Here is a 22,495-nt window from a genome sequence, read left to right as displayed (position 1 = left end):
GGCCGGACCAGGCCCCCACCCGGTCCGAGCGCCCCCCTCTACCCCAGTGCTCGGGTCCCCGAATGTAGCGCATGGTGAGTTTCCGTGTGCTCGGAGTGTCAGAACGGGCGACTCATCACCTCGATGTCGGTGGCCGGAATCCATCGGTCGGCGGGCAGGGAGAGCCACTTCCCGGCGCGGGTCAGCTCGGCCGCCGCCGCCCGCAGGGCGTCCAGCGCGGGATGGACCAGCCCCTTCCGCCACACCAGCGACAGGGGTGAAAGCGGAACGGGATCGGCCAGGGGTCGCAGCACCGCGCCCGACATGGCCGGAAAATCCACCACCGCGAGCACCGGCATCCGGCTCGCCGCCATCACGCGAGTGAACTCCTCGGCGCCGAGAACCACCGGATGGGGTGGTGCGAGCCGGATACCGCGTCCCTCGAAGAGCTGACGCGCGAGCTCGGTCCACTCCCGCGTGCCGGGGTTGCCCGCCCCGGCGTACACCGTCTCCCCGGCGAGCGCCCCGAGCGGCACCTCGGACAGCTCCGCCAGCGGGTGGTCCTCGGGCAGCAGCACCGCCATCCGCTCGTAGCGCACGGGCTGTTGGGTGAGCCCGGAGCGCAGTGCCGGGTCCAGACCGGCGTAGCGGCCGAAGGAGACGTCCAGCCGCCCGGCGAGCAGGGCGGTGGCCGCTCCGGTGAGGCCGCGCTCGTAGCGAGCCAACAGCTCCTGACCGGGCGCCAGTTCACGGGCCCGGAGCAGCACCCGGTGTGCGGTCAGGGGCCCTTCGGAATTGACGTCGACCAGCAGCGGGCGGGCGCCGCCGAACGCGGCGAGCAGATCCTCCTGGGCGGCGAGCACGCGCCGGGCGTGCGGCAGCAGACGCTCGCCGTCGGCGGTGAGCGTCACCTGCCGGGTGGTACGGACGAACAGCTCGGCGCCCAGCTCCCGTTCGAGCCGCCGCACGTCCCGGCTCAGCGCCTGCTGGGCGACGTAGAGCCGGGCGGCGGCGCGGGTGAAGTGCAGTTCCTCGGCGACGGCGACGAAGGCGCGCAGCAGCCGGGGTTCGATCGCGGGGGGCATGGCGGCGAACCTACAACGCGGGTGCGTGAATCGGTGCCGGACAGGTGTTGGACCACCGGCTGGGGTGCGCGGGAGCGTGAGCGGCATGCCCACGCTGACCGCACCCGCCTACCGTCGCCTCTTCACCCGCCCCGGCGCCCTCGCCTTCACCGCCGGCAACCTGCTCGCCCGGCTCCCGGTGGGGATGGCCGGGGTGAGCGCGGTCGTGATGATCGCCGGGGCGCGGGGCTCGTACGCCCTGGCCGGTGCGGTCAGCGCGACCGGGCTGGTGGCGAGCGGCCTGGCGGGCCCCTGGCTGGCCCGGCTGGTGGACCGGCACGGGCAGGCCAGGGTGGCCAGGCCCGCGACCCTCGTGGCGGTGCTCGGCGCCCTGGCCCTGCTGCTGTGCGTGCGGTACGACGCCCCCGACTGGACGCTGTTCGCCGCGTACGCCTCCTGGGCGGCCACGCCCAACATCGGCGGGCTCTCCCGCGCCCGCTGGGCCCACCTGCTGGACGACGACCCGGCGTCCCTGCACACCGCGAACGCCTTCGAGCAGGCCGCCGACGAGCTGTGCTTCATGCTGGGCCCGGCGCTGGCGTCCTTCCTGACCGGTGTCCTCTTCCCCGAGGCGGGCACCCTCGCCGGGGCCGTGCTGCTGCTCACCGGGATGCTGCTGTTCACCGCGCAGCGCGCGACCGAGCCGCCGCCGAGCCCCCGCACCCGGGCGCCGTCCCCGCTGCGCGCCCCCGGCGTCCGGCCGCTGCTGGTCTGCTTCACGGCGACCGGCGCGGTGTTCGGGTCGATGGAGATCGTCACCGTGGCGTACGCCGACGCCCAGGGGCAGCGCGCGGTGGCCGGCGCGGTGCTCGCGCTACAGGCCGCGGGGTCGTGCGCGGCGGGGCTGCTGTACGGGGCGCTGCCGCCGGGGCCCGCCGGGCGGCGGCTCATGCGGTGCCTGCCCGCGATGGCCGCGCTGATGACGCTGCCGTGGCTCGCGGCCGGGACCGGGTCGCTCTGGGTACTGGCCGGTGCGCTGCTGGTGGCCGGCACGGCGACCGCGCCGACCATGGTGACGGCGATGACGCTGGTCCAGGAACGCACCCCGCCCGGCCGCCTGAACGAGGGGATGAGCCTGGTCGTGACGGCCCTGCTCACCGGTATCGCCTGCGGTTCGGCGGCCGGCGGCTGGGCGGCGGACCACCTCGGCGCGACGACGGCCTACGCGGTACCGGCGCTGGCGGCCTCGGCGGCCTGCCTGCTCGGCCGGGCATCGCGCGGGCCCCGGTGAAAGACGAAGGCCCCGCCGCTCAGCGCGACGGGGCCTTTGCCCACATGGGTTCCGGAGACCCGAGGGCCTCCCGATCGTGGAGATGGCGGGAATCGAACCCGCGTCCACCGGTGCGGAAACAGGGCTTCTCCGTGTGCAGTCCGCTTCGATTTTCTCGGCCCCGGAGATCACGCGGACAAGTCTCCGACGGGCTCAGTCACTGTTAGGTTTCCCTCTTCACCCCGTGACCGGGATCAAGGTTTAGTTCCCTAGCTGATGCCAGGATCCGGGTCGGGAACAGCCCCGGGCTGACACTTCGCAAGTCGCTACTTAGGCAGCGAGGGCGAAGGAATCGCGCTTGGTGTTGGCGATTATTGGTTGCGACATATGGTTTACGAGATCATTGCCGCTTCCTCGACACGCTTCCCCTGCTTCGACATCCGCTGTCGAAACCGATCATCCCCATGTTGTTTTTTCAATGCCCCCCGCAGGAGGCGGCGCACCCTCGATGGAGTGCTGTGCCATCGTACGTGACCAACGCACGACAGTGCCAGCCTATTCCCGCCGGGCCGGCTAGGAGCCGCGCTGCTTGCGCTTGGCCGCCGCGATGGCACGGTCCGACTCGCGCCGGTCCTGCTTCTCGCGCAGGGTCTGCCGCTTGTCGTACTCCTTCTTGCCCCGCGCCAGCGCGATCTCCGCCTTGGCCCGGCCGTCCTTGAAGTACAGGGCGAGCGGCACGATGGTGTGGCCCGTCTCCTGGGACTTCGCCTCCAGCTTGTCGATCTCCTCGCGGTGCAGGAGCAGCTTGCGCTTGCGGCGCACGGAGTGGTTGGTCCAGGTGCCCTGGCTGTACTCCGGGATGTGGGCGTTGTGCAGCCACGCCTCGTTCCCGTCGATCTGGACGAAGCCGTCGGCCAGCGAGGCCCGCCCCTGGCGCAGCGACTTCACCTCGGTGCCGGACAGTACGATCCCGGCCTCGTAGGTGTCGATGATCGCGTAGTCGTGCCGCGCCTTCTTGTTCTGGGCGACGAGCTTGCGCTTGCCGTCCTTCACCTTGGCCTTGCCGGAGCCCGCGCCGCCCTGCTTGGGCTGGGACTCCTTCGGTACGTACATTCCCTTGCTCATAGTGCTGGCCATTTTCGCACCAAGGAGGGGGGCGAAGGGAAGCGCATTAGCGCGGGGCCGGGACGGCTAGCGCGGGTCGCCCAGGCCCGTGAGGACCTTGCGGGCCCGCTCCAGCGCGCCGGGGCCCGCGTCGAGGTCGGGGGTGATGCCCCGGCCGTCGACGGCGTGGCCGGAGGGGGTGCGGTAGTGGCCGACGGTCAGCTCGGCCACCGAGCCGTCCGGCAGCTCGGTCGGCATCTGCACCGAGCCCTTGCCGAAGGTGCGGGAGCCGATCACCACCGCCCGGCCCCGGTCCTGCAGGGCGCCGGTCAGCAGCTCGGCCGCGCTCATCGTGCCCCCGTCGACCAGGACGACCAGCGGACGGGCGGTGTCGCCGCCGGAGGCCGCGTGCAGGGCGCGCTGGGCGCCGTCGACGTCGTAGGTGGCGACCAGGCCGCCGTCGAGGAAGCAGGAGGCGGCGGAGACGGCCTCGGTGACCAGGCCGCCGGAGTTGCCGCGCAGGTCGAGCACGATCCCGCTGTCCGCGGGGGCGGCCGCGACGGCGTCCCGTACGGCCCCGGCGGCGCCCTTGGTGAAGGCGGAGACCCGGACCACGACGACCCCGTCGGCCTGCCGGGCGACGGTCACCGGGTCGGTGGAGAGCCGGGCCCGGTGCAGGGTCCGGGACCAGGAGGCGGTGCCGCGCTGGATGCCGACGGTGACCGGGGTCCCGGCGGAGGCGTCCTCGGCGTCGCCGCGGAGCAGGGACACCACCTCGGTGACCGGGCGGCCGTCGACCCCGCGCCCGTCGACGCTGCGCAGCCGGTCGCCCCGGTGGATGCCGGCGTCGGCGGCGGGCGAGCCGGACCGCACGCGGCTGACGGTGACATGGCCGTCGCGCTCGCGCCTGGCCCACAGTCCGACGCCGGTGTACTCGCCGTCGAGCGCGTCGCGGAACTCGGCGTACTCGTCCTCGGAGTACACGGCGGCCCAGCGGTCCCCGCTGCGGCTGACGGCCTGTTCGGCGGCCTCGGTGGGCGACTCGCCCTTGGCCATCGCCTCGGCGGCGGCCCGGCGCACGTCCTCCGGGCGGGGCACGGCCCGCTTCCCGGCGTCCTGACCGCCCTGCGCGGCCTCGGCCTTGGCGTCCATGCGGCGGGCCTCGGCGGTGCCCGGGAGGGAGCCCGTGACCGCGCCCGCGGTCAGCGCTCCGGCGAACACCAAGGTCAGGGCGGCCCCGCGGCGTTTGCGGCGGGGCTGACGGAACAGGGCTCGGCCTGACATGGCGGTGAGTCTAGGACAACGCGAAGGGCCGTACAGACGGATGCCTGTACGGCCCTCTTGGTATGTGTCACACCTTCAGGTACTTGCGCAACGCGAAGAACGCCGCCAGGGAGGGCATCAGCACGCTGGTCGCGAGGATCAGCGGGAGCTTGGTCAACACCGAGTCCCAGCCGATGAAGTTGATGAGCGTCAGCTTGCTGGAGAGGGCCATGCCGTGGTCGATGGTGAAGTACCGGCCCAGCACCAGGAAGACGCACGCCAGGCTGCCGCCGATGAGGCCGGCGACCGCGGCCTCCATGATGAACGGCGCCTGGATGTAGAAGCCGGAGGCGCCGACCAGCCGCATGATCCCGGTCTCCCGGCGGCGGCTGAACGCGGACACGCGGACGGTGTTGACGATCAGCAGCAGCGCCACGAACAGCATCAGCGCCATCAGGAAGAGCGCGGCGCGGTTCATCAGGTTGAGGAGCTGGAACAGGTTGTCGAGGATGCTCCGCTGGTCCTGCACCGACTGCACGCCGGCCCGCCCGTTGAACGCGGTGGCGATCACCTGGTACTTCTGCGGGTCCTTGAGCTTGATCCGGTACGACTCCTGCATCTGGTCCGGCGTCAGCGAGCTGGCCAGCGGGGAGTTCCCGAACTGCTCCTTGTAGTGCTTGTAGGCCGTGTCCTGGGACTCGTAGGTGACCTTCTCCACGATGGAGGACATCTTGCCGAGGTCGGCCTGGATCTGCTTCTTCTGGTCCTCGGTGGCCGCGCCCTTGGCGCAGTTCACGTCGGACTGGGCGTCGCTCTTGTTGCAGAGGAAGATCGAGACGTTGACCTTGTCGTACCAGTAGCCCTTCATGGTGCTCACCTGGTCGCTCATCATCAGGGAGCCGCCGAAGAGGGCCAGGGACAGGGCGACGGAGACGATGACGGCGAAGGTCATCGTCAGGTTGCGGCGGAGACCGACACCGATCTCCGACATGACGAACTGGGCGCGCATGGCGTCTGGTCAAGCCTTTCCGTCGTGAACTTGCTTAGTGCTGGTAGCCGTAGACGCCGCGGGCCTGGTCGCGCACGAGGCGGCCCTTCTCCAGCTCGATGACGCGCTTGCGCATCTGGTCCACGATGTTCTGGTCGTGCGTCGCCATGATGACGGTGGTGCCCGTCCGGTTGATCCGGTCGAGCAGCTTCATGATGCCGACGGAGGTCTGCGGGTCGAGGTTGCCGGTGGGCTCGTCGGCGATCAGCAGCTTGGGCCGGTTGACGAACGCCCGCGCGATGGCGACGCGCTGCTGCTCACCGCCGGACAGCTCGCCCGGCATGCGGTCCTCCTTGCCGCCGAGCCCGACGAGGTCGAGCACCTGGGGCACGGACTTGCGGATCTCGCCGCGGGACTTGCCGATGACCTCCTGCGCGAAGGCCACGTTCTCCGCGACCGTCTTGTTGGGCAACAGGCGGAAGTCCTGGAAGACCGTCCCGAGCTGGCGGCGCATCTGCGGCACCTTCCAGTTGGAGAGGCGCGCGAGGTCCTTGCCGAGGACGTGGACCTGGCCGTGGCTGCACCGCTCCTCGCGGAGCACGAGCCTGAGGAAGGTCGACTTGCCGGAGCCGGACGACCCCACGAGGAAGACGAACTCGCCCTTCTCCACTTCCAGGGACACCTCCCTGAGGGCGGGGCGGGTCTGCTTGGGGTAGACCTTGGAGACACTGTCGAATCGGATCACGGATGCACCACGGGTCGCCGGGGGATGATGAGCGTGACCATACGCGAACCGGGAGTGCCTACGCAGGGCCCGGTCGCGGTTGGGAGAGACTTGTGGCTTTTTGTACGGCCGGTGCTCTCCGCTTTCCCGGGCGCCCGCGCTCTTTCGGGGGGAACCTGGCAGAGTGGAGGGGGAACGTTCTCGTTCCCGACGGCGTTGTACGGGGTTGAGGGCCTGGCACGAGGAGGGCGAGCGCATGACGTACGACCGGTTGGTGTGCGCTAACTGCGCGGCCCCTGTGAACGAGGGCCGGTGCCCGGTGTGCCGTGCAAGCCGCGAGCGGCTGCAGCAGCAGCAGTCGGGCTTCATGGCCGGGGTGAGCCCGGTGGCACTGATCGCGCTGTTGGTGGTGCTGATCGCGCTGACGGCGATCCTGGCGCACCAGGGCGTCTAGACGGGGCACTGCGGGGGCCCGGAACAACGAAGGGGGCCCGGAGCGCGTGGATGCGCTCCGGGCCCTTCTGTTCGCCCGCTCCGGCGCGCGGTGGCGCGGAGTGACGAGGCGGCTACCTTCAGGCGGCCGTGCCGTCGCGGTTGCCCGCCATGCGCGGAAGGACGCGGAAGGCGACGCCGCCCGCGATCATCGTCGCGGCGCCGACCAGCAGGAACGTGGTCTGGCCCGCACCGGTCTCGGCGAGCTGCTTGCCGTTGCCGGTCTGCTGCGGAGCGGTGTCCGAGCCGGTGTCGGTGAGGGCGGAGGTGCCCTCCTCCTGGGAGACGTTGTCGTTGCCGCCGCCGTCGGGGGTGGTGCCGGTGCCGCCGGTGGAACCGCCGGTCGAGCCGTTGCCGCCGGTGGAACCGGTCCCGCCGTTGCCGCCGGTGGTGGAGGTGCCGCCGTTACCGCCGGTGGTGGAAGTGCCACCCGTGGTGGACGTGCCGCCCGTGGTGGAGGTGCCACCCGTGGTCGAGGTGCCGCCGGTGGTCGACGTACCGCCCGTGGTGGAGGTGCCGCCGGTGGTCGAGGTGCCACCCGTGGTCGACGTACCGCCCGTGGTCGAGGTGCCGCCGGTGCTGGTCGAGCCGCCCGTGGTGGAGGTCCCGCCGATCACACCGCCGATCACGCCGCCGAGGGCTCCGCCGGTCGTGTTGCCGCCGTTGGTGGTGCCGCCGGCGGTGGTGCTGCCGGTGGTGTTCCCGCCGTTGGTGTTACCGCCCTGGGCACCGGCGTTCCCCGTGCCGCCCTGCGCGCCGGCGTTGGCGCCGCCCTCGGTGTTGCCGCCCGGGTCGGGCTCGGTGCAGGTACCGATGGTGCACGACGGGTCGGGCTCGGGGCGCGGGTCGGCCGAGGCGACACCGGCCACCATCAGCGAAGCGCCGGCCGCGATCACGGCGCCGGCGGCTATACGTGCGACGCGAACACGCGTCTTCTTCGTCATATGTGTGCTACCCCCAGTAGCTGTTGTCGATGAGGCTGCGCTTGGGGCGGGCCGTGCTCGACGGGGGTAGCCGACGACGCCGGGTCCGACTGTCGCGTCGGCACCCGGCACTCTCCCGTTCCCCCGGTTCACATGCGCCCCATGGACACGCATGCCGCGATTCACCATTCCCATTTTTCAAAGCAACGTCAAGGCCGTTGCGGGCGCAATGTCCTATGGGAGGGTGTTTGCCGGGAGTTGACTGCTCTGACTGTGACCTAAAACCCAGAAACAAAAGAACTGCCGCCCCAAGGACGGCAGTTCTCCAAGGTTGTCATGTCGACAAACTTACTTCTCCTGCTGCTTGCGCCAGCGAATTCCGGCTTCCAGGAAACCGTCGATCTCGCCGTCGAGCACGGACTGCGGGTTGCCGACCTCGAAGTCCGTACGCAGGTCCTTGACCATCTGGTACGGGTGCAGGACGTACGAACGCATCTGGTTGCCCCAGGAACTGCCGCCGTCGCCCTTGAGGGCGTCCATCTTGGCGCGCTCCTCCTGCCGCTGGCGCTCCAGCAGCTTGGCCTGGAGCACGTTCATGGCCGTGGCCTTGTTCTGGATCTGCGAGCGCTCGTTCTGGCAGGAGACCACGATGCCGGTGGGCAGGTGGGTGAGGCGGACCGCGGAGTCCGTCGTGTTCACGCCCTGGCCGCCGGGGCCCGAGGAACGGTAGACGTCGATGCGCAGGTCCGACTCGTCGATCTCGACGTGGTCGGTCTGCTCCACCACCGGGAGCACCTCGACGCCCGCGAAGGACGTCTGACGGCGGCCCTGGTTGTCGAAGGGCGAGATGCGCACCAGGCGGTGCGTGCCCTGCTCGACGGAGAGCGTGCCGTACGCGTACGGGATCTGGACGGCGAAGGTGGTCGACTTGATGCCGGCCTCCTCGGCGTACGACGTCTCGTAGATCTCCGTCTTGTAGCCGTGGCGCTCGGCCCAGCGCAGGTACATGCGCTGGAGCTGCTCGGCGAAGTCGGCGGCGTCGACGCCGCCCGCCTCCGCGCGGATGTTGACCAGCGCCTCGCGGGAGTCGTACTCACCGCTCAGGAGGGTACGGACCTCCATCTCGTCCAGCGCCTTCTTCACCGCGGCCAGCTCGGACTCGGCCTCGGCACGGGTGTCCGGGTCGTCCTCCTCCTCGGCCATCTCGAAGAGGACGGCGAGATCGTCGATCCGGCCGCGCAGCGCCTCCGCCTTCCTGACCTCGGCCTGGAGGTGGGAGAGCTTGCTGGTGATCTTCTGCGCCTCGTCCGGGTTGTCCCAGAGGGAAGGCACGGCCGCCTGCTCCTCGAGCACGGCGATGTCTGCCCTCAGCTTGTCGAGGTCCAAAACGGCCTCGATCGACTCCATGGTCGAGGAGAGGGACTTCAGCTCTTCGGATACATCGACGACTGCCACGCCCCCAGCGTAACGGCTCCGCCGGGTGCGGTCGGTCCTCGGCGGTCGGTACCACCGGGGTGCGGGGTGTTGCTCGCGGCGTACCAGGGGCTGCGCCCCCGGACCCCCGCTGTCGGCCCTTGAGGGGCCTCGTCCTCAAACGCCGGACGGGCTGAATGTGGCTGACCTGGGCTGGATGGCCCGGCCGGAACGGCTGCCGCCGGTCAGCCGCCAGGCGCGCATGGGGCCTCGAACGCAGGACGGACCGGGCATCCTCGACCGGGCCCCGTACCCCTCCTCCGTGCCTCGCCTCTTCGCCTACCGAGACGGGTGGGTGGGAAAGCGGGGTCTGGGGCGGAGCCCCAGGGGGTCAGGGGGTCGACGTGGTCTGGGTGTCCTGGGGTGGGGTGTCGTCGGTGGAGGTGGTCCAGACTCCGTAGCCGACCGCCGCCACCAGGAGGGTGCCCGCCAGCGTCAGCGTGACTCTGCGGCGCCGGGCCGCGGCCCGGTGGCGGGCGGAGCCGGGGCGGGGGGCGCCGGAGGAACGCGGGGCGCGGGCCGTGCCGTGGGCGCCGCCGGCGAGTTCGTCGGGGGCGGGGACCCGCATGGAGGTGTGGGTGTCGCGGTTGGAGTCGGGCTTGGCGCCGGGGACCAGGGAGACGGCGCCCCGGCGGCGGGCCGGCTCGGTGGGCGGGAGCGGCGCCGGGGGTTCCTCCGGGGCGGACTCGGGGTCGGGCTCGTCCACCTCCAGCGGGGGCAGGCCCTCCAGGGTCGGCAGCTGCTCGCGCAGGCGGGCGGCGAGCTCGGAGGCGCGCAGGCGGGAGGCGGGGCCCTTAGCCAGGCACTGGACGACGAGCTGCCAGAGCTCCTCGGGGATGCCGGGCAGCGGGACGACGGTCTCGGTGACGTGTCTGCGCAGCACCGCGCCGGGGTGGCCGCCGCCGAAGGGGGTGAAGCCCGCGAGCAGTTCGTACAGGACCGTGGCCAGGGCGTAGATGTCCACGGCGGCGCGCGGGGGCAGGCCCTCGACGATCTCGGGGGCGAGGTAGTCGGGGGTCCCGATGATCTTCGTGGCGCGGGTGCGCTTGGGCGAGTCGATGAGCTTGGCCACACCGAAGTCGGTGAGCAGCGCCGGGTGGGCGCCGCCGGGGCCGAGCGGGCCGCGCATGTCGAGGAGGATGTTCTCGGGCTTGACGTCCCGGTGGACGACCCCGGCCGCGTGCGCGGCGGCGAGGCCGTCGGCGACGTCGGCGACGATCGCCACGGCGGCCTCGGGGGCGAGGCGGCGCTCGCGCTCCAGGCGGGTGCGCAGGTCGGTGCCGCGGACGATGTCCATCACCAGGGCGAGGTCGTTGCCGTCGACCACCAGGTCGCGCACGGTGACGATGTGCGGGTGTTCGAGACCGAGCAGCGCGGTGCGTTCCTGCACGAAGCGGCCGACCAGTTCCTGGTCGGAGGCGAGGTCCTCGCGCAGCAGCTTGATGGCGACGGGTCCGTCCGGTCCCTCGCCCAGCCACACTGTCCCGGCGCTGCCCCGACCCAGGATCTGGTTGGCGATGTACCGGCTGCCGATCTTCCGTGCCAAGACTGCTCCTACAGACGCGTGTTGCCCCGGTCGACAAAACTACGCGGCTGCCGGGCCCGCCTTCACCGCGGAGCCGGAAATCACCCGCTGGGTGTCGACAAGTCCCCAGAACCGGCTCCGCGAGCGGCCGTTCAGTTGCCGCCGCCGCCCGTCGAACTGTCCAGGTTCTTGAACCAGTCGGAGACGGAACCGGCCCAGTCGCTGAGCTGGTCCCAGTAGCCCTTGCCCTGGCCGACCCAGGTGTGCAGCGGGGTCAGCTCCCAGATGAGCCAGCTCGCCACGACCAGGATGAGGATCGTGAACAGGCAGCCCTTGAGGCAGCCGAGGCCGGGGATCTTCATCGGGTTGGCGCTGCGCTGCCGGGGCGCGCGGGGCTCGCGCGCGGGCCGCTGCGGCTCCGGCGGGGCGTACCGCTGGGGCTGCGGCGGCGGGGAGTACTGCTGCGGCTGCGGGGTCTGGCGCCGGGGCTGCGGGCGGGCCTGCGGCTGCTGCGAGCGGGGCTGCTGGGCCTGGTGCTGCGGGCGGGCGGCCTGCCGCTGGGGGCGGCGGCGCAGCGGGTCGTCGTCCGGGTCGAGGTACTGGACCTGGGTCTGCTCGTTGCGGTCGCGGGCGGCGCGGAGCTGGGTCTGCCACGGGTGCGGCTGGTCCGGCTGCTGCTGGTTCTGCCCGTAGGGGTCCTGCGGGTCGTACTGGCCCGGCCGGCCCTGGGGCACCGGGGGCATGACCGTGGTGGGGTCGGCGGCGCCGGTGCTGGGGAGCACGGTGGTCGGGTCGGCGGCGCCCTGCGGGCCCGCGGTGTGCGGGAGGAAGCTGGTGGCGGCGTTGGGGTCGTAGTGGTCGTAGGCGCCCTGGGCGGCGTTCGGGGGGAGCACCTGGGTGGCGTCGGCGGCGCCGGGCACCTCCGGCACGGGGGCCGGGGCGGGGTCGGGCGCGAGGAGGGCGCCGACGCCCTCGGCCGCGGCGATCTGCGCGGGGCCGGCGTGCACGCCGACGCCGTCGGCGACCACGCGCAGGGCGCGGGCGAGGTTCTCGGCGCTCGGCCTCTGTCCGGGGTTCTTGCGCAGGCAGCGCTCTATGACGGTCCACAGCGGGTCGGGGACCGTGGAGGGGCGGCGCGGTTCGGCGCTCAGGTGCTGGTGCAGCACCTCCAGGGCGGTGGCGCCGGAGAACGGCGGACGCCCGGTGACCAGCTCGTACAGCAGGATGCCGGCGCCGTAGACGTCGACGGCCGAGGTCTGCGGGCGGCCCTCGGCGGACTCCGGGGCCACGTAGGCGGGGGTGCCGACGAACTCGTGGGTGCGGGTCAGACCGGGCGAGTCGGCCAGGCGGGCGATGCCGAAGTCGGTCAGCATCGGGTACATCTGGCCGTCGTACTGGCGCAGCAGCACGTTGGCGGGCTTCAGGTCGCGGTGGACGACGCCGTCGGCGTGGCTGGCGGCGAGCGCGTCGGCGACCTGTGCGGTGAGCAGGGCGGCGGCGACGGGCGAGAAGGTGCCGTTCTCCCGCAGGTAGCGGTGCAGGTCGGGGCCCTCGACGAGGTCCATGACGAGCGCCAGCAGATCGCCCTCGACGACCAGGTCGCGGACCCGGACGATGTTGGGGTGGGTGAGACGGAGCAGTACGGAGCGCTCGCGCAGGAAGCGCATCACGATGTCCGGGTCGCTCGCCAGCTCCTCCTTGAGGACCTTGATGGCGACCGTCTCGCCGGGCTGGCCCGCCACGGCCGCCTCGGCGCCCGCCGTCTCCCGCTGGCGGGCGCGCCAGACGGTGCCCGTGGCGCCGCGTCCGAGCGGCTCCTCGAGCAGGTACTTGCTGCCGACTGGCCGCACGTCACGCGCTCCCTGCTTGCTATTGGCTGCTTGCTCGCTGATTGCCGCCGGTGTTCCGGCGTTCCGACCACTGTAGTGGCCCGTCCCAAAGCCGCCCCCTGAACCAGTACGCGCGGCTCGTGGTCCGTGTTCGGAGAAAAGACGCTCACCTCGGTCCGCCGGTTGCCCATTCGGGTGCGTGACCGATCTCAAGTGATCGCCGCCGCGTCACCGGTCAGGCACTTTTGGGGGCAGAGCTGACCAATCAAGATCACTTCGCCTCGGGACGCGGGCGGGAGGGCCGCGACAGGTGCGAGGATGCCTGCAGTACTGGCCTACGTGCCCGTGCGGAGTGGGGGACCTCCGCGGCCGGGCAGAAGGGACCGCTGACGGCGATGCAGATCCGGCTGACCGTCGTAGATCCGCTGGGTGCGTCCCCGAGGCGGGGTGGCGCCGCGACGCGCGACGTGCTGGTCACGGCGCCCACGGGCACCGAGCTGGCGTCGGTGGCGCCCGCGCTCGCCTCGGCGGTCACCGGGGAGAGCGGGGCCGGGCGGGACGGCGGCGGCGCCCAGGTGGTGCTGTACGCGGGCGCGGACCGTCTGGACCCGCGCCGCCACACCCTCGGCGAGCCCCCGCTGGTCGACGGCGCGGTGCTGTCCCTGGGCGCCCCGGCGGCCCCCGAGCCGCATCCCGAACTGGACGACGCCCCCACCCAGCTCCACGTGGTCGCCGGCCCGGACGCGGGCGGGGTCCACCTGCTGCACGGGGGCCGGATAACGGTCGGCCGCTCCGCCGACGCCGACGTGCCCCTGGACGACCCGGACGTCTCCCGGCTGCACTGCGCGGTCACGGTGGGCGCCGAGGGCCGGGTCACGGTCACCGACCTCGACTCCACCAACGGCACCACGCTGGACGGCGCCCGCGTGGCCGACCGCCCGCTGCGCGTCCCCGCGGGCGGCCTGCTGCGCCTCGGCGAGTCCGCGCTCAGGGTCACCCCGTCGGCGGGCCCCGGAGCCCGGGTGCGCACGGTGCCCGACGGCGAGGGCTGCGTCCGGGTGCCCCTCGGGGACGACCCCGAAGCCTGCCCCTGGGACACCCCGGACACCCCCGCCCCGGCACCGGACGCGGCCGCGCCGGACGGCCCGACCGGGCACGGGTACGGCACGGCCGGACGCGTCGGCGCCGAGCGCCCGCGGCGGGCGGGGGTGCCCGAGCAGGGCCGGGCGCCCCGCATCGAGAGCAGGCCCGCCGGCCGGTACCAGGAGCACGACACCCACCCCGGCCACCGGCCCGACGACCCGCACCCCGAGGAGCCGGACTCCCCCACCCGCAAGGGAACCCCCGTACGGGGCACCGACATGGCGGCGGCCCGGCGGCGCGGCGGCATCGGCGCCTGGGCGCGCAAGCTCACCGGCGCCCGGGACGAGGACACCGAGGCCGGCTCCGCCGCGTACGCCGAGACGGCCCCCGCGGCCCCGCCCGAGGCGTTCCGGCGCCCGGAGACCTGGCCCGACCCGGCCGCGCTGCTGCTGACGGCGCTCGGTCCGGGCCCCCGGCTCTGGGACCGGGGTCCGGGGCACCCGGAGGCGCTGGCGGTGCGGCTCGGCACCGCCGACCGGACGGGGCCCGACGGCGCGCCCCTGCTCGCCGTGCCGGTGACGGCCGCGCTGCGCGAGGCGGGCGCGCTGGGTCTGGCCGGTCCGCGCCCCCGGCTGGCCGGGCTGGCCCGCGCGGTGGTGGCCCAGCTCGCCGCGCTGCACTCCCCCGAGCTGCTGGAGATCGTGCTGATCAGCGCGGACCGCTCCCGCCCGGTGGAGGAGCGCACGGCCGAGTGGTCGTGGCTCGGCTGGCTGCCGCACGTACGGCCCGGACACGGGCAGGACTGCCGGCTGCTGCTCGCCTTCGACCGCGAGCAGGCGGCGGCCCGTACCGGGGAACTGCTGCGCCGGGTCGAGAGCGGGACGGACCCCGCCGCCTTCCGGCACGGCCCGGGGGGCCACCCGGGGCCGTACACGGTGGTCGTGGTGGACGGCGACCCCGGCGGGTCGGCGCTGCGCGAGGACGTGGCGCGGCTGGCGGTGAGCGGACCGGCGGCCGGGGTGCACGTGGTGTGCCTGGCCGAGACGGCGCCCGCCTCCCCCGCCTCCCCGCTGACCGCCACCTACGAGGCGGCCTGCGCGGCGACGCCCACCTTCCGGGAGTGCGGGGCGGTGGCGCTGCTCAGCGGCGACGTGGCGACCGCGCTGCGGCTGATGCGGGTGGCGCCGACCGGCCCGGTGGGGCCGGGCACGCTCGCCGCCGTGGACGCGGTGTCGGGGGCGTGGGCGGAACGGTTCGCGCGGGCGCTCGCCCCGCTGCGCCCGGACACCCCGGCCGACGCCCGGCACCCGCGCGTGGCGGTGCCGCTGCCGCTGTCGGCCCGGCTGCTGGACGAACTGGGGCTGGCGCGGGCCACCCCGGCCTCGCTGATGGCCCGCTGGGCGGACGCGGCCGACGACACCGAGTCGCTGGGCGGGCGCGCCCGCGTGGTGCTGGGCGCCGGTCCGCGCGGTCCGGTGACCGCCGACCTGGTGGCCGACGGCCCGCATCTGCTGGTCGAGGGGCCGCCCGGCAGCGGCCGTACGGAACTGCTGCGGGCGGTGGCGGCGTCGCTGGCGGCGGCCGAGCGCCCGGACCGGCTCGGCATGGTGCTGATCGACGGCAGGGACGGCGTCGGCACGGCCTCCGGGGCCGGCGAGGGCCTGCGGTCCTGTACCGACATACCGCATGTGACGACCCATCTGATCGCCAACGACCCGGTGCGCATGCGGGAGTTCGCGCAGTCGCTGAGCGCGGAGCTGAAGCGGCGCTCGGAGCTGGTGGGGCTGACGGACTTCGCGCACTGGCACACCTCGCACGAGGTGTCCGGCCGCATGGTCGCCCAGCGCGGCCCCGGCGGGCGCGGCACCGGTGACGGCGATCTGGACACGCCGCCCAGCTCCACGCTGCGGCTGCGGCCCGGCGCCGCCCGGCAGCACACCGAGGCGGCGCCCCCGCTGCCCCGGCTGGTGGTGGTCGTCGACGACCTGGACGCGCTGGTCTCCCCCGCGCTGGGCTCGCCGGGCCGGCCCGCCGCCGGGTCCGTCGTCCGGGCGCTGGAGGCGGTGGCCCGCGAGGGCGAGCGGCTCGGCGTGCACCTGGTGGCCGCGTCCGGGACGGGCGGCCGTACGGCGGAGACGGAACCGGCGCGGCGGGCCACCCTGCGGGTGACGCTGGAGGCGCCGGCCGGCGGACGCGGCACGGGCCCGGCCGAGCGGAGCGCGGAGGGCGAACCGGCGCCGGGGCGCGGCGTGCTGGCGTACCCGGACGGCCGGGTCACCGGGGTGCAGGGCGGCCGGGTGACGGGCCGTATCCCGCGCACCGCGACCCAGCGGCCGACCGTGCTGCCGCTGGACTGGCAGCGGATGGGCGATCCCCCCGCCCGGCGCCCGGTGCGCGAGCTGGGCAACGGCCCCACCGACCTGGCCCTGCTGGCGAGCGCGGTGGAGCGCGCGGCCCGGCAGGTCTCGGCCGGTCAGGTGCCCTCGCTGCTGTGACCGGCGGGGCGCCGGAGCTTGTGGCGCCCCCCGCACGCATACCCCGATGATCACGAGCCGGTCACGATGCGTGGCCGGACCCTGCGGGTGCTCTTGCCGCACCGGGGCGGCCCGGCGTACACCGGAGCGCACAAGCAGAGTTCAGGCGTTCAACGGAGAACGACGAACGGGGAAGTGATGCGCAAGCCGAGCGACACCATCCGAGGGCACCGGGCCGGCACCGCCGTCGCCGCGCTGCTGGCGGGGGCCCTGACGCTGACCGCCTGCTCCGGCGGGGACGGCGGGAAGAAGGACGGTGAGGAGGGCGGCGGCGGTGCCACCGGCTCCACCGTGAACCTGCCGAAGCTGGACGGCGCGGAGCTCGAGGTCGCCGCCGTCTGGACCGGCACCGAGCAGGCGAACTTCAAGAAGGTGCTGGCGGAGTTCGAGAAGCGCACGGGCGCGAAGGTGACCTTCGTGCCCGCGCAGGACCCGATCATCAACTTCCTCGGTTCCAAGATCGCGGGCGGGCAGCCGCCGGACGTGGCGCTGCTGCCGCAGCCGGGCGCGATCAAGCAGGCGGTCGAGAAGAAGTGGGCCAAGCCGCTCGGCCCGGAAGCCGTGAAGGAGCTCCAGAAGAACTACTCGGCGGGCTGGCAGGACATCGGCAAGGTCGACGGCAAGCCGTACGGCGTCTACTACAAGGCCGCCAACAAGTCGCTGTTCTGGTACAACGCGCCCGTGTTCGAGAACGCCGGCGCGAAGGAGCCCAAGACCTGGGCCGAGCTGCTGACCGCGGCGCAGGCGGTGTACGACTCCGGTGTCACCCCCTTCTCCGTGGGCGGCGCGGACGGCTGGACGCTGACCGACTGGTTCGAGAACGTCTACCTCTCCCAGGCCGGCCCGGAGAAGTACGACCAGCTCGCCAAGCACGAGATCAAGTGGACCGACCCGTCGGTGAAGCAGGCGCTCACCACGCTCGGCCAGATCTGGGGCAAGAAGGACTATGTGGCGGGCGGCTCGGACGGCGCGCTCCAGACCGAGTTCCCGGCCTCGGTGACGCAGACCTTCACCGGCGGCGACCAGCCGAAGGCGGGCATGGTCTTCGAGGGCGACTTCGCGCAGGTCAACATCGGCGAGACCAAGGCGAAGGTGGGCACGGACGCCAAGGCGTTCCCGTTCCCGTCGGTCGGCTCGACCGCGCCGGTGGTCTCCGGCGGTGACGCTGCGGTGATCCTGAAGGACTCCAAGGCGGCCCAGGCGCTGGCCACGTTCCTGGCCTCCCCGGACGCGGCGACCGTCCAGGCCAAGCTGGGCGGTTATCTCTCGCCCAACAAGAACGTGCCGGAGTCGGCCTACCCGAACGAGACGCAGCGCACCATCGCCAAGGCGCTGATCGCGTCCGGCGACGACTTCCGCTTCGACATGTCCGACCAGGCGCCGCAGGCGTTCGGCGGCACCCCGGGCAAGGGCGAGTGGAAGGACCTCCAGGACTTCCTGAAGAACCCGAAGGACGTCGCGGGCGCCCAGGCGAGGCTGGAGAAGGACGCGGCGGCCGCGTACGGGAACAAGGGCTGATCCGGTCATGGCATCGGCAACGGCGGCCGGGTCCCCTCCGGGCCCGGCCGCGCCGAAGAGCCGCGCGAGTGTGACCGGGACGCGCAAGGCGGTGGCGGCGCTCTTCCTGCTGCCCGCCCTGGTGCTGCTCGGCGCGCTCGTGCTCTACCCGATCGGGTACTCCGTCGTCCGCAGTCTGTACGACTCCTCGGGCAGCCAGTTCGCCGGATTCGACAACTACCAGGCGCTGTTCACCGACGACGGCATCCGCACCGCGCTCAAGAACAACGTGATCTGGGTGGTGTTCGCGCCCACCGTGTCCACCGCGCTCGGCCTGGTCTTCGCCGTGCTGACCGAACGGGTGCGCTGGGGAACGGCGTTCAAGCTGGTCGTCTTCATGCCGATGGCGATCTCGATGCTGGCCGCCGGGATCATCTTCCGGCTGGTGTACGACCAGGACCCGGACAAGGGGGTCGCCAACGCGGTGTGGGTCGGGGTGCACGACTCCTTCGCCCAGTCCTCGGCGTTCCCGAAGGCGCACCCCGGCCGCGAGTCGCCGCTGGTGGGCCAGGGCGGGGCCTTCGTCACCAAGGACCCGGTGAAGGCGGGCAGCCCGGTCGCGCTGCCCATGGTCGGGGTGGCCCCGGACAAGCTGCCGGACGGCGTACGGAGGGCGGCGGCCGCCCGGCCGGAGCCGGGGAAGGTCACCGGCACGGTCTGGCAGGACTTCACCCGCGGCAAGGGCGTCGGCCGGCTCGGCGCCCCGGACCCGGCCGAGGTCGGGTACGCCGGGATGCGGGTCGAGGCCGTGAAGGACGGCAAGGTGGTGGCCTCCGCCGAGGCGGCCCCCGACGGCACCTTCACCCTGCCCGCCTCGGCGGACGGGGCCCGGCTGCGGCTCCCGGCGGCCAACTTCAAGGAGCCGTACAACGGCGTCGACTGGCTGGGGCCGGCCCTGGTCACCCCGGCGATCATCGGCTCCTACGTGTGGATGTGGGCGGGCTTCGCCATGGTGCTGATCGCGGCGGGGCTCGCCGGGGTGCCGAGGGAACTGCTGGAGCAGGCGCGGGTGGACGGCGCCAGTGAGTGGCAGGTGTTCCGCAAGGTCACCGTGCCGCTGCTGGCTCCGGTGCTCGCGGTCGTCACCGTCACGCTGATGATCAACGTGCTGAAGGTGTTCGACCTCGTCTACATCATCGCGCCGGGCTCGTCCCAGGACGACGCGAACGTGCTGGCGCTGGAGCTGTACCGCAAGGGCTTCTCCGAGGGGCGGCCCGGCGTGGCCAGCGCCATCGCGGTGTTCCTGCTGCTGCTGGTGATCCCCGTGATGCTGTTCAACATCCGCAGGCTGCGGCGGGAGGGCAGGCGATGAGCGCGCACACCGAGAGCGCGGGGCGGGTGCGTGAGCTGCCCGCCGAGGGCACGGCACGGGCCCGGCGCTCGCCGGCCGCCCGGCTGGTCGAGGGGCTGGGCGGCGGGCTGGTCCGCTTCGTCCTCGTCGTGGTGGGCCTGTTCTGGCTGGTCCCGACGGTCGGCCTGCTGATCTCCTCGCTGCGCTCGCCCGAGGACATGAACGCGAGCGGCTGGTGGACGGTGTTCACCGAGCCCTCGAAGCTGACCTTCGAGAGCTACGGCAAGCTGCTGGAGAACGGCGACATCACCCACTCCCTGCTGAACACCGTGCTCATCACGGTGCCGGCGACGGTGGGCGTGGTGGTGATCGGCTCGCTGGCGGCCTACGCGTTCGCGTGGATGGAGTTCCCCGGCCGCGACTGGTGGTTCCTCGGCGTGGTCGCGCTGCTGGTGGTGCCGGTCCAGGTGGCGCTGATCCCGATCGCCGAACTCTTCGGCAACATCGGGCTGTTCGGCTCGATCCTCGGTGTGGTGCTGTTCCACATCGGGTTCGGGCTGCCCTTCGCGGTGTTCCTGCTGCGGAACTTCTTCGCGGAGATCCCGCGCGAGCTGCTGGAGGCGGCCCGACTGGACGGCGCGGGCGAACTGCGGCTGTTCGCCCGGGTGGTGATGCCGCTCGCCGCGCCCGCGATCGCCAGCCTCGGCATCTTCCAGTTCCTGTGGGTGTGGAACGACATGCTGGTGGCGCTGGTGTTCACCAAGTCCGGCTCCCAGCCGATCACGGTGGCGCTCCAGACCCAGGTACGGCAGTTCGGCAACAACATCGACGTGCTCGCGCCCGGCGCGTTCCTGTCGATGGTGATCCCGCTGGCGGTGTTCTTCGCCTTCCAGCGGCAGTTCGTCTCCGGGGTCATGGCGGGCGCGGTCAAGTAGGCGCGTCCGCACAGGTGTTGCCCGGGGGAGTCATGTACGGCTCCCCCGGGTGTCCCCCGTATGCCGTAGGAGCCGTAACCAAGTCACCAGGACGGCCGTTGCCGGGCAGAAGGCCCGCGCCGACCGACCCATGGATGTGCCTTGCCCAGGTTCAGCGTCATCGTCCCCGCGTACGAGGTACAGGCGTACCTCTCCGAGTGCCTGGATTCGGTGCTCTCGCAGTCGTGTCCGGACTTCGAGCTGATCGCGGTGGACGACCGCTCGCCGGACGGCTGCGGCGCGATCATCGACGAGTACGCGGCCCGCGACCCCCGGGTGCGGCCGGTGCACCTCGCGGAGAACGCCGGGCTCGGCCGGGCCCGCAACGCGGGGCTGGCGAAGGCGTCCGGCGACTACCTGATCTTCCTCGACGGCGACGACACCCTGACGCCGGGCACCCTGGCCGCCGTCGCCGAGCGCCTCGCGGCGACCGACGACCCGGACGTGCTCGTCTACGACTACGCCCGCACCCACTGGGACGGCACCGCCCTGCGCAACCGGCTCGCGGACCGGCTCACCGAGGACGGCCCCGCCCCCTTCACCCTCGCCGACCGCCCGGACCTGCTGCGGGTGCTGATGGTGGCGTGGAACAAGGCGTACCGCAGGGAGTTCGTGGCCCGCGAGGGCTTCGTCTTCCCGCCGGGCTACTACGAGGACACCCCGTGGACCTTCCCGGTGCTGATGACGGCCGGGTCGATCGCCACGCTGGACCGGGTGTGCGTGCACTACCGCCAGCGCCGCCGGGGCAGCATCCTGCGCACCACCAGCCCCCGCCACTTCGACGTGTTCGACCAGTACGACCGGGTCTTCGCGCACCTGGCCGAGCGGCCGGAACTGGAGCGCTGGCGGCCCGAGTTGTACGCCCGCATGCTCGACCACCTGGCCACCGTCGCCACCCGCCGGGACCGGCTCCCGCGCGGCAGCCACGCCGCGTTCCTGCGCCGGGCGCGTGCCCACTGCCGCCGTCACCGCACCCCCGGCACCCCGGCGCCGCCCGGCATCCGGCGCACCCTGGTCCGGCACGGCCTGCACCGCACCTTCCGCGTGCTGCGCCTCGCCGCCGCCCTCCGGCGCCGCGCGCGGGCCTCGGCCGGGCGGTCGGCGCGCGCCCTGCGGGCCGCCGCCCTGCGGCTGCACTACCGGCTCCAGCGCTGTCTGCCGCTGCGCGCCGACCGCGCGCTGTTCGCCGCCCGGACGGGCGCGGACCACGGCTGCGACCCGAGCGCGCTGGAGGCCGCCTTCCACGCGCACGCCCCGCACATCCGCACCGCCTGGCTCGGCCGGCCCGGCACCGCCGCGCGCTTCACGGCGCTGGCCCGCTCCAAGTACCTGGTGCACAACGCCGGTTTCGGCCCGGACCTGGTCAAGCGGCCCGGCCAGGTCTTCGTGCAGACGCGCTACGGCACCCCGCTCGGCCACACCGGCCTCGACCTCCAGGAACGCCCGGCGGCGTCCCACGGCACGGACTTCGCCGGGCAGTTGCGCGATGTCGACCAGTGGGACTACGTCCTCTCCGGCAACCGGCACTCCACCCTGACCTGGGAGCGGGTCCACCCGGGCGCGTACACCACGCTGGAGTACGGCTGCCCGCGCAACGACGCCCTGAAGCGGGCCACCCCGGCCGACGTGTCCCGGCTGCGCGCGTCGCTGGGCGTGCCGGAGGGGTCGGTCGCCGTGCTGTACGTGCCCGCGCACCGCGACCACCGGCGCACCCAGACCCCGCCGCTGGACCCCGAGCGGCTGGCCCGCCTGCTCGGGCCCCGGTTCACCGTCCTGACCCGCGCCCCCCGCACCGGCCCGGCGCGCCCCGGCGACCGGCTCGTGGACGTCTCCGGCCGGCCCGACCTGCCGTCCCTGTGCCTGGCCTCGGACGCGCTGCTCACCGACTTCTCGCCGCTGATGTTCGACTACGCGGGGCTGGACCGCCCGGTGGTGGTGCACACCGGGGACTGGGACACCTTCCGCGCGGTCCGGGGCACCTACATCGACCTGCTCGCCTGCCCGCCGGGACCGCTCGCCCGCACCGAGCGGGAGGTGGCCGACGTGTTCGGCTCGGGGCACTGGCGCGGGGTCCGCTCGGCCCGGCTGCGGGCCGCGTTCCGCGACCGCTTCTGCCCCTACGACGACGGCGGCGCCGCCGAGCGGGTCGTCCGGCATGTGGTGCTGGGCCGGCCGGCGAGCCCGCCCGGGGCGGTCGCGCCGGGGGCGCGCGGGCCGGGGCGGCCGGCCGCCGAGGGGCTCGTGCGGGCGCCGCTCGCGTCCGTGCCGCAACCTTCCGGTCCGCTCCCCGTCACCGAGGGCCGCTGAACACCGTTGAACCTTCCGGGAGTCTCCATGCCCCTCGGCACGACGCGGCCCACGCCGACCCGGCCGTCCACCTGGCGCCCCGCCGGTCGGCCGGGCCGCGGCCGCAAGACGACAG

Annotated in this window: 16 protein-coding genes and 1 other RNA gene; 7 read left to right on the top strand and 10 right to left on the bottom strand. The window is 73.3% G+C overall.

Features of this window, described 5'->3' with window-relative positions; translation table 11 throughout:
- Positions 1–98: 98 nt before the first annotated feature.
- Positions 99–1,064 carry a LysR family transcriptional regulator gene (locus ABZ898_RS07890; protein WP_361654020.1) on the bottom strand — a complete coding sequence of 322 codons (966 nt, stop codon included), beginning with the start codon at positions 1,062–1,064 and terminating at the stop codon, positions 99–101.
- A gap of 85 nt (positions 1,065–1,149) precedes the next feature.
- Between ABZ898_RS07890 and ABZ898_RS07885 the strand changes: the two genes are divergently transcribed.
- Positions 1,150–2,334 carry an MFS transporter gene (locus tag ABZ898_RS07885; RefSeq protein WP_361654018.1) on the top strand — a complete coding sequence of 395 codons (1,185 nt, stop codon included), beginning with the start codon at positions 1,150–1,152 and terminating at the stop codon, positions 2,332–2,334.
- A gap of 74 nt (positions 2,335–2,408) precedes the next feature.
- On the opposite strand, the gene ssrA is transcribed toward ABZ898_RS07885, so the two are convergent.
- The 5 genes from ssrA to ftsE form a co-directional block, all read right to left on the bottom strand.
- Positions 2,409–2,777, bottom strand: a transfer-messenger RNA (tmRNA) gene (gene ssrA / locus ABZ898_RS07880).
- A 109-nt stretch (positions 2,778–2,886) separates the two neighbouring features.
- Positions 2,887–3,426: an SsrA-binding protein SmpB gene (smpB, locus tag ABZ898_RS07875; protein ID WP_361654692.1), complete on the bottom strand. Its 540-nt coding sequence runs from the start codon at positions 3,424–3,426 to the stop codon at positions 2,887–2,889.
- 78 nt (positions 3,427–3,504) lie between these two features.
- Entirely contained in the window at positions 3,505–4,701 is a 1,197-nt protein-coding gene (locus tag ABZ898_RS07870) for a S41 family peptidase (RefSeq protein WP_361654015.1), read from the bottom strand.
- A gap of 67 nt (positions 4,702–4,768) precedes the next feature.
- Positions 4,769–5,689, bottom strand: a complete 921-nt coding sequence (ftsX, locus tag ABZ898_RS07865) for a permease-like cell division protein FtsX (protein ID WP_030810990.1) — start codon at positions 5,687–5,689, stop codon at positions 4,769–4,771.
- Between the two features lie 34 nt (positions 5,690–5,723).
- The gene (gene ftsE / locus ABZ898_RS07860) at positions 5,724–6,413 is read right to left on the bottom strand and encodes a cell division ATP-binding protein FtsE (protein ID WP_030810993.1); all 690 of its coding nucleotides are present in this window, start codon (positions 6,411–6,413) and stop codon (positions 5,724–5,726) included.
- A gap of 235 nt (positions 6,414–6,648) precedes the next feature.
- Here ftsE and ABZ898_RS07855 point away from each other — a divergent pair, with 235 nt between their 5' ends.
- Entirely contained in the window at positions 6,649–6,846 is a 198-nt protein-coding gene (locus tag ABZ898_RS07855) for a hypothetical protein (protein ID WP_361654011.1), read from the top strand.
- A gap of 118 nt (positions 6,847–6,964) precedes the next feature.
- Here ABZ898_RS07855 and ABZ898_RS07850 read toward each other — a convergent pair whose 3' ends face one another.
- From ABZ898_RS07850 to ABZ898_RS07835, 4 genes are all read right to left on the bottom strand, one after another.
- Complete coding sequence (locus ABZ898_RS07850) at positions 6,965–7,828, bottom strand: LPXTG cell wall anchor domain-containing protein (RefSeq protein ID WP_361654008.1); 864 nt, start codon at positions 7,826–7,828, stop codon at positions 6,965–6,967.
- A 327-nt stretch (positions 7,829–8,155) separates the two neighbouring features.
- Positions 8,156–9,262 carry a peptide chain release factor 2 gene (prfB, locus tag ABZ898_RS07845; protein ID WP_361654005.1) on the bottom strand — a complete coding sequence of 369 codons (1,107 nt, stop codon included), beginning with the start codon at positions 9,260–9,262 and terminating at the stop codon, positions 8,156–8,158.
- A 349-nt stretch (positions 9,263–9,611) separates the two neighbouring features.
- A complete protein-coding gene (locus tag ABZ898_RS07840; RefSeq protein WP_361654002.1) occupies positions 9,612–10,826 on the bottom strand; it encodes a serine/threonine-protein kinase in 1,215 nt (404 codons plus the stop codon).
- A 131-nt stretch (positions 10,827–10,957) separates the two neighbouring features.
- Positions 10,958–12,655 (bottom strand): protein kinase, encoded by a 1,698-nt coding sequence (locus ABZ898_RS07835; RefSeq protein ID WP_361653999.1) that lies wholly within the window; start codon positions 12,653–12,655, stop codon positions 10,958–10,960.
- 374 nt (positions 12,656–13,029) lie between these two features.
- Here ABZ898_RS07835 and ABZ898_RS07830 point away from each other — a divergent pair, with 374 nt between their 5' ends.
- From ABZ898_RS07830 to ABZ898_RS07810, 5 genes are all read left to right on the top strand, one after another.
- Complete coding sequence (locus ABZ898_RS07830) at positions 13,030–16,212, top strand: FHA domain-containing protein (RefSeq protein ID WP_361653996.1); 3,183 nt, start codon at positions 13,030–13,032, stop codon at positions 16,210–16,212.
- Between the two features lie 177 nt (positions 16,213–16,389).
- A complete protein-coding gene (locus ABZ898_RS07825; RefSeq protein ID WP_361653993.1) occupies positions 16,390–17,769 on the top strand; it encodes an ABC transporter substrate-binding protein in 1,380 nt (459 codons plus the stop codon).
- A 70-nt stretch (positions 17,770–17,839) separates the two neighbouring features.
- Positions 17,840–19,120: an ABC transporter permease subunit gene (locus ABZ898_RS07820; RefSeq protein ID WP_361653990.1), complete on the top strand. Its 1,281-nt coding sequence runs from the start codon at positions 17,840–17,842 to the stop codon at positions 19,118–19,120.
- Entirely contained in the window at positions 19,117–20,034 is a 918-nt protein-coding gene (locus ABZ898_RS07815) for a carbohydrate ABC transporter permease (RefSeq protein ID WP_361653987.1), read from the top strand. Before ABZ898_RS07820 ends, ABZ898_RS07815 begins: the two co-directional genes overlap by 4 nt.
- A 141-nt stretch (positions 20,035–20,175) precedes the next feature.
- The gene (locus ABZ898_RS07810) at positions 20,176–22,380 is read left to right on the top strand and encodes a bifunctional glycosyltransferase family 2 protein/CDP-glycerol:glycerophosphate glycerophosphotransferase (protein ID WP_361653984.1); all 2,205 of its coding nucleotides are present in this window, start codon (positions 20,176–20,178) and stop codon (positions 22,378–22,380) included.
- The last annotated feature ends 115 nt before the right edge of the window (positions 22,381–22,495 follow it).

The sequence above is a fragment of the Streptomyces sp. NPDC046860 genome, assembly GCF_040645115.1.
In the GTDB taxonomy this organism is placed as follows: Bacteria; Actinomycetota; Actinomycetes; order Streptomycetales; family Streptomycetaceae; genus Streptomyces.
The sequence above is the reverse complement of the archived record's forward strand: the minus strand, read 5'-3'. Positions and strand labels throughout refer to the sequence as shown.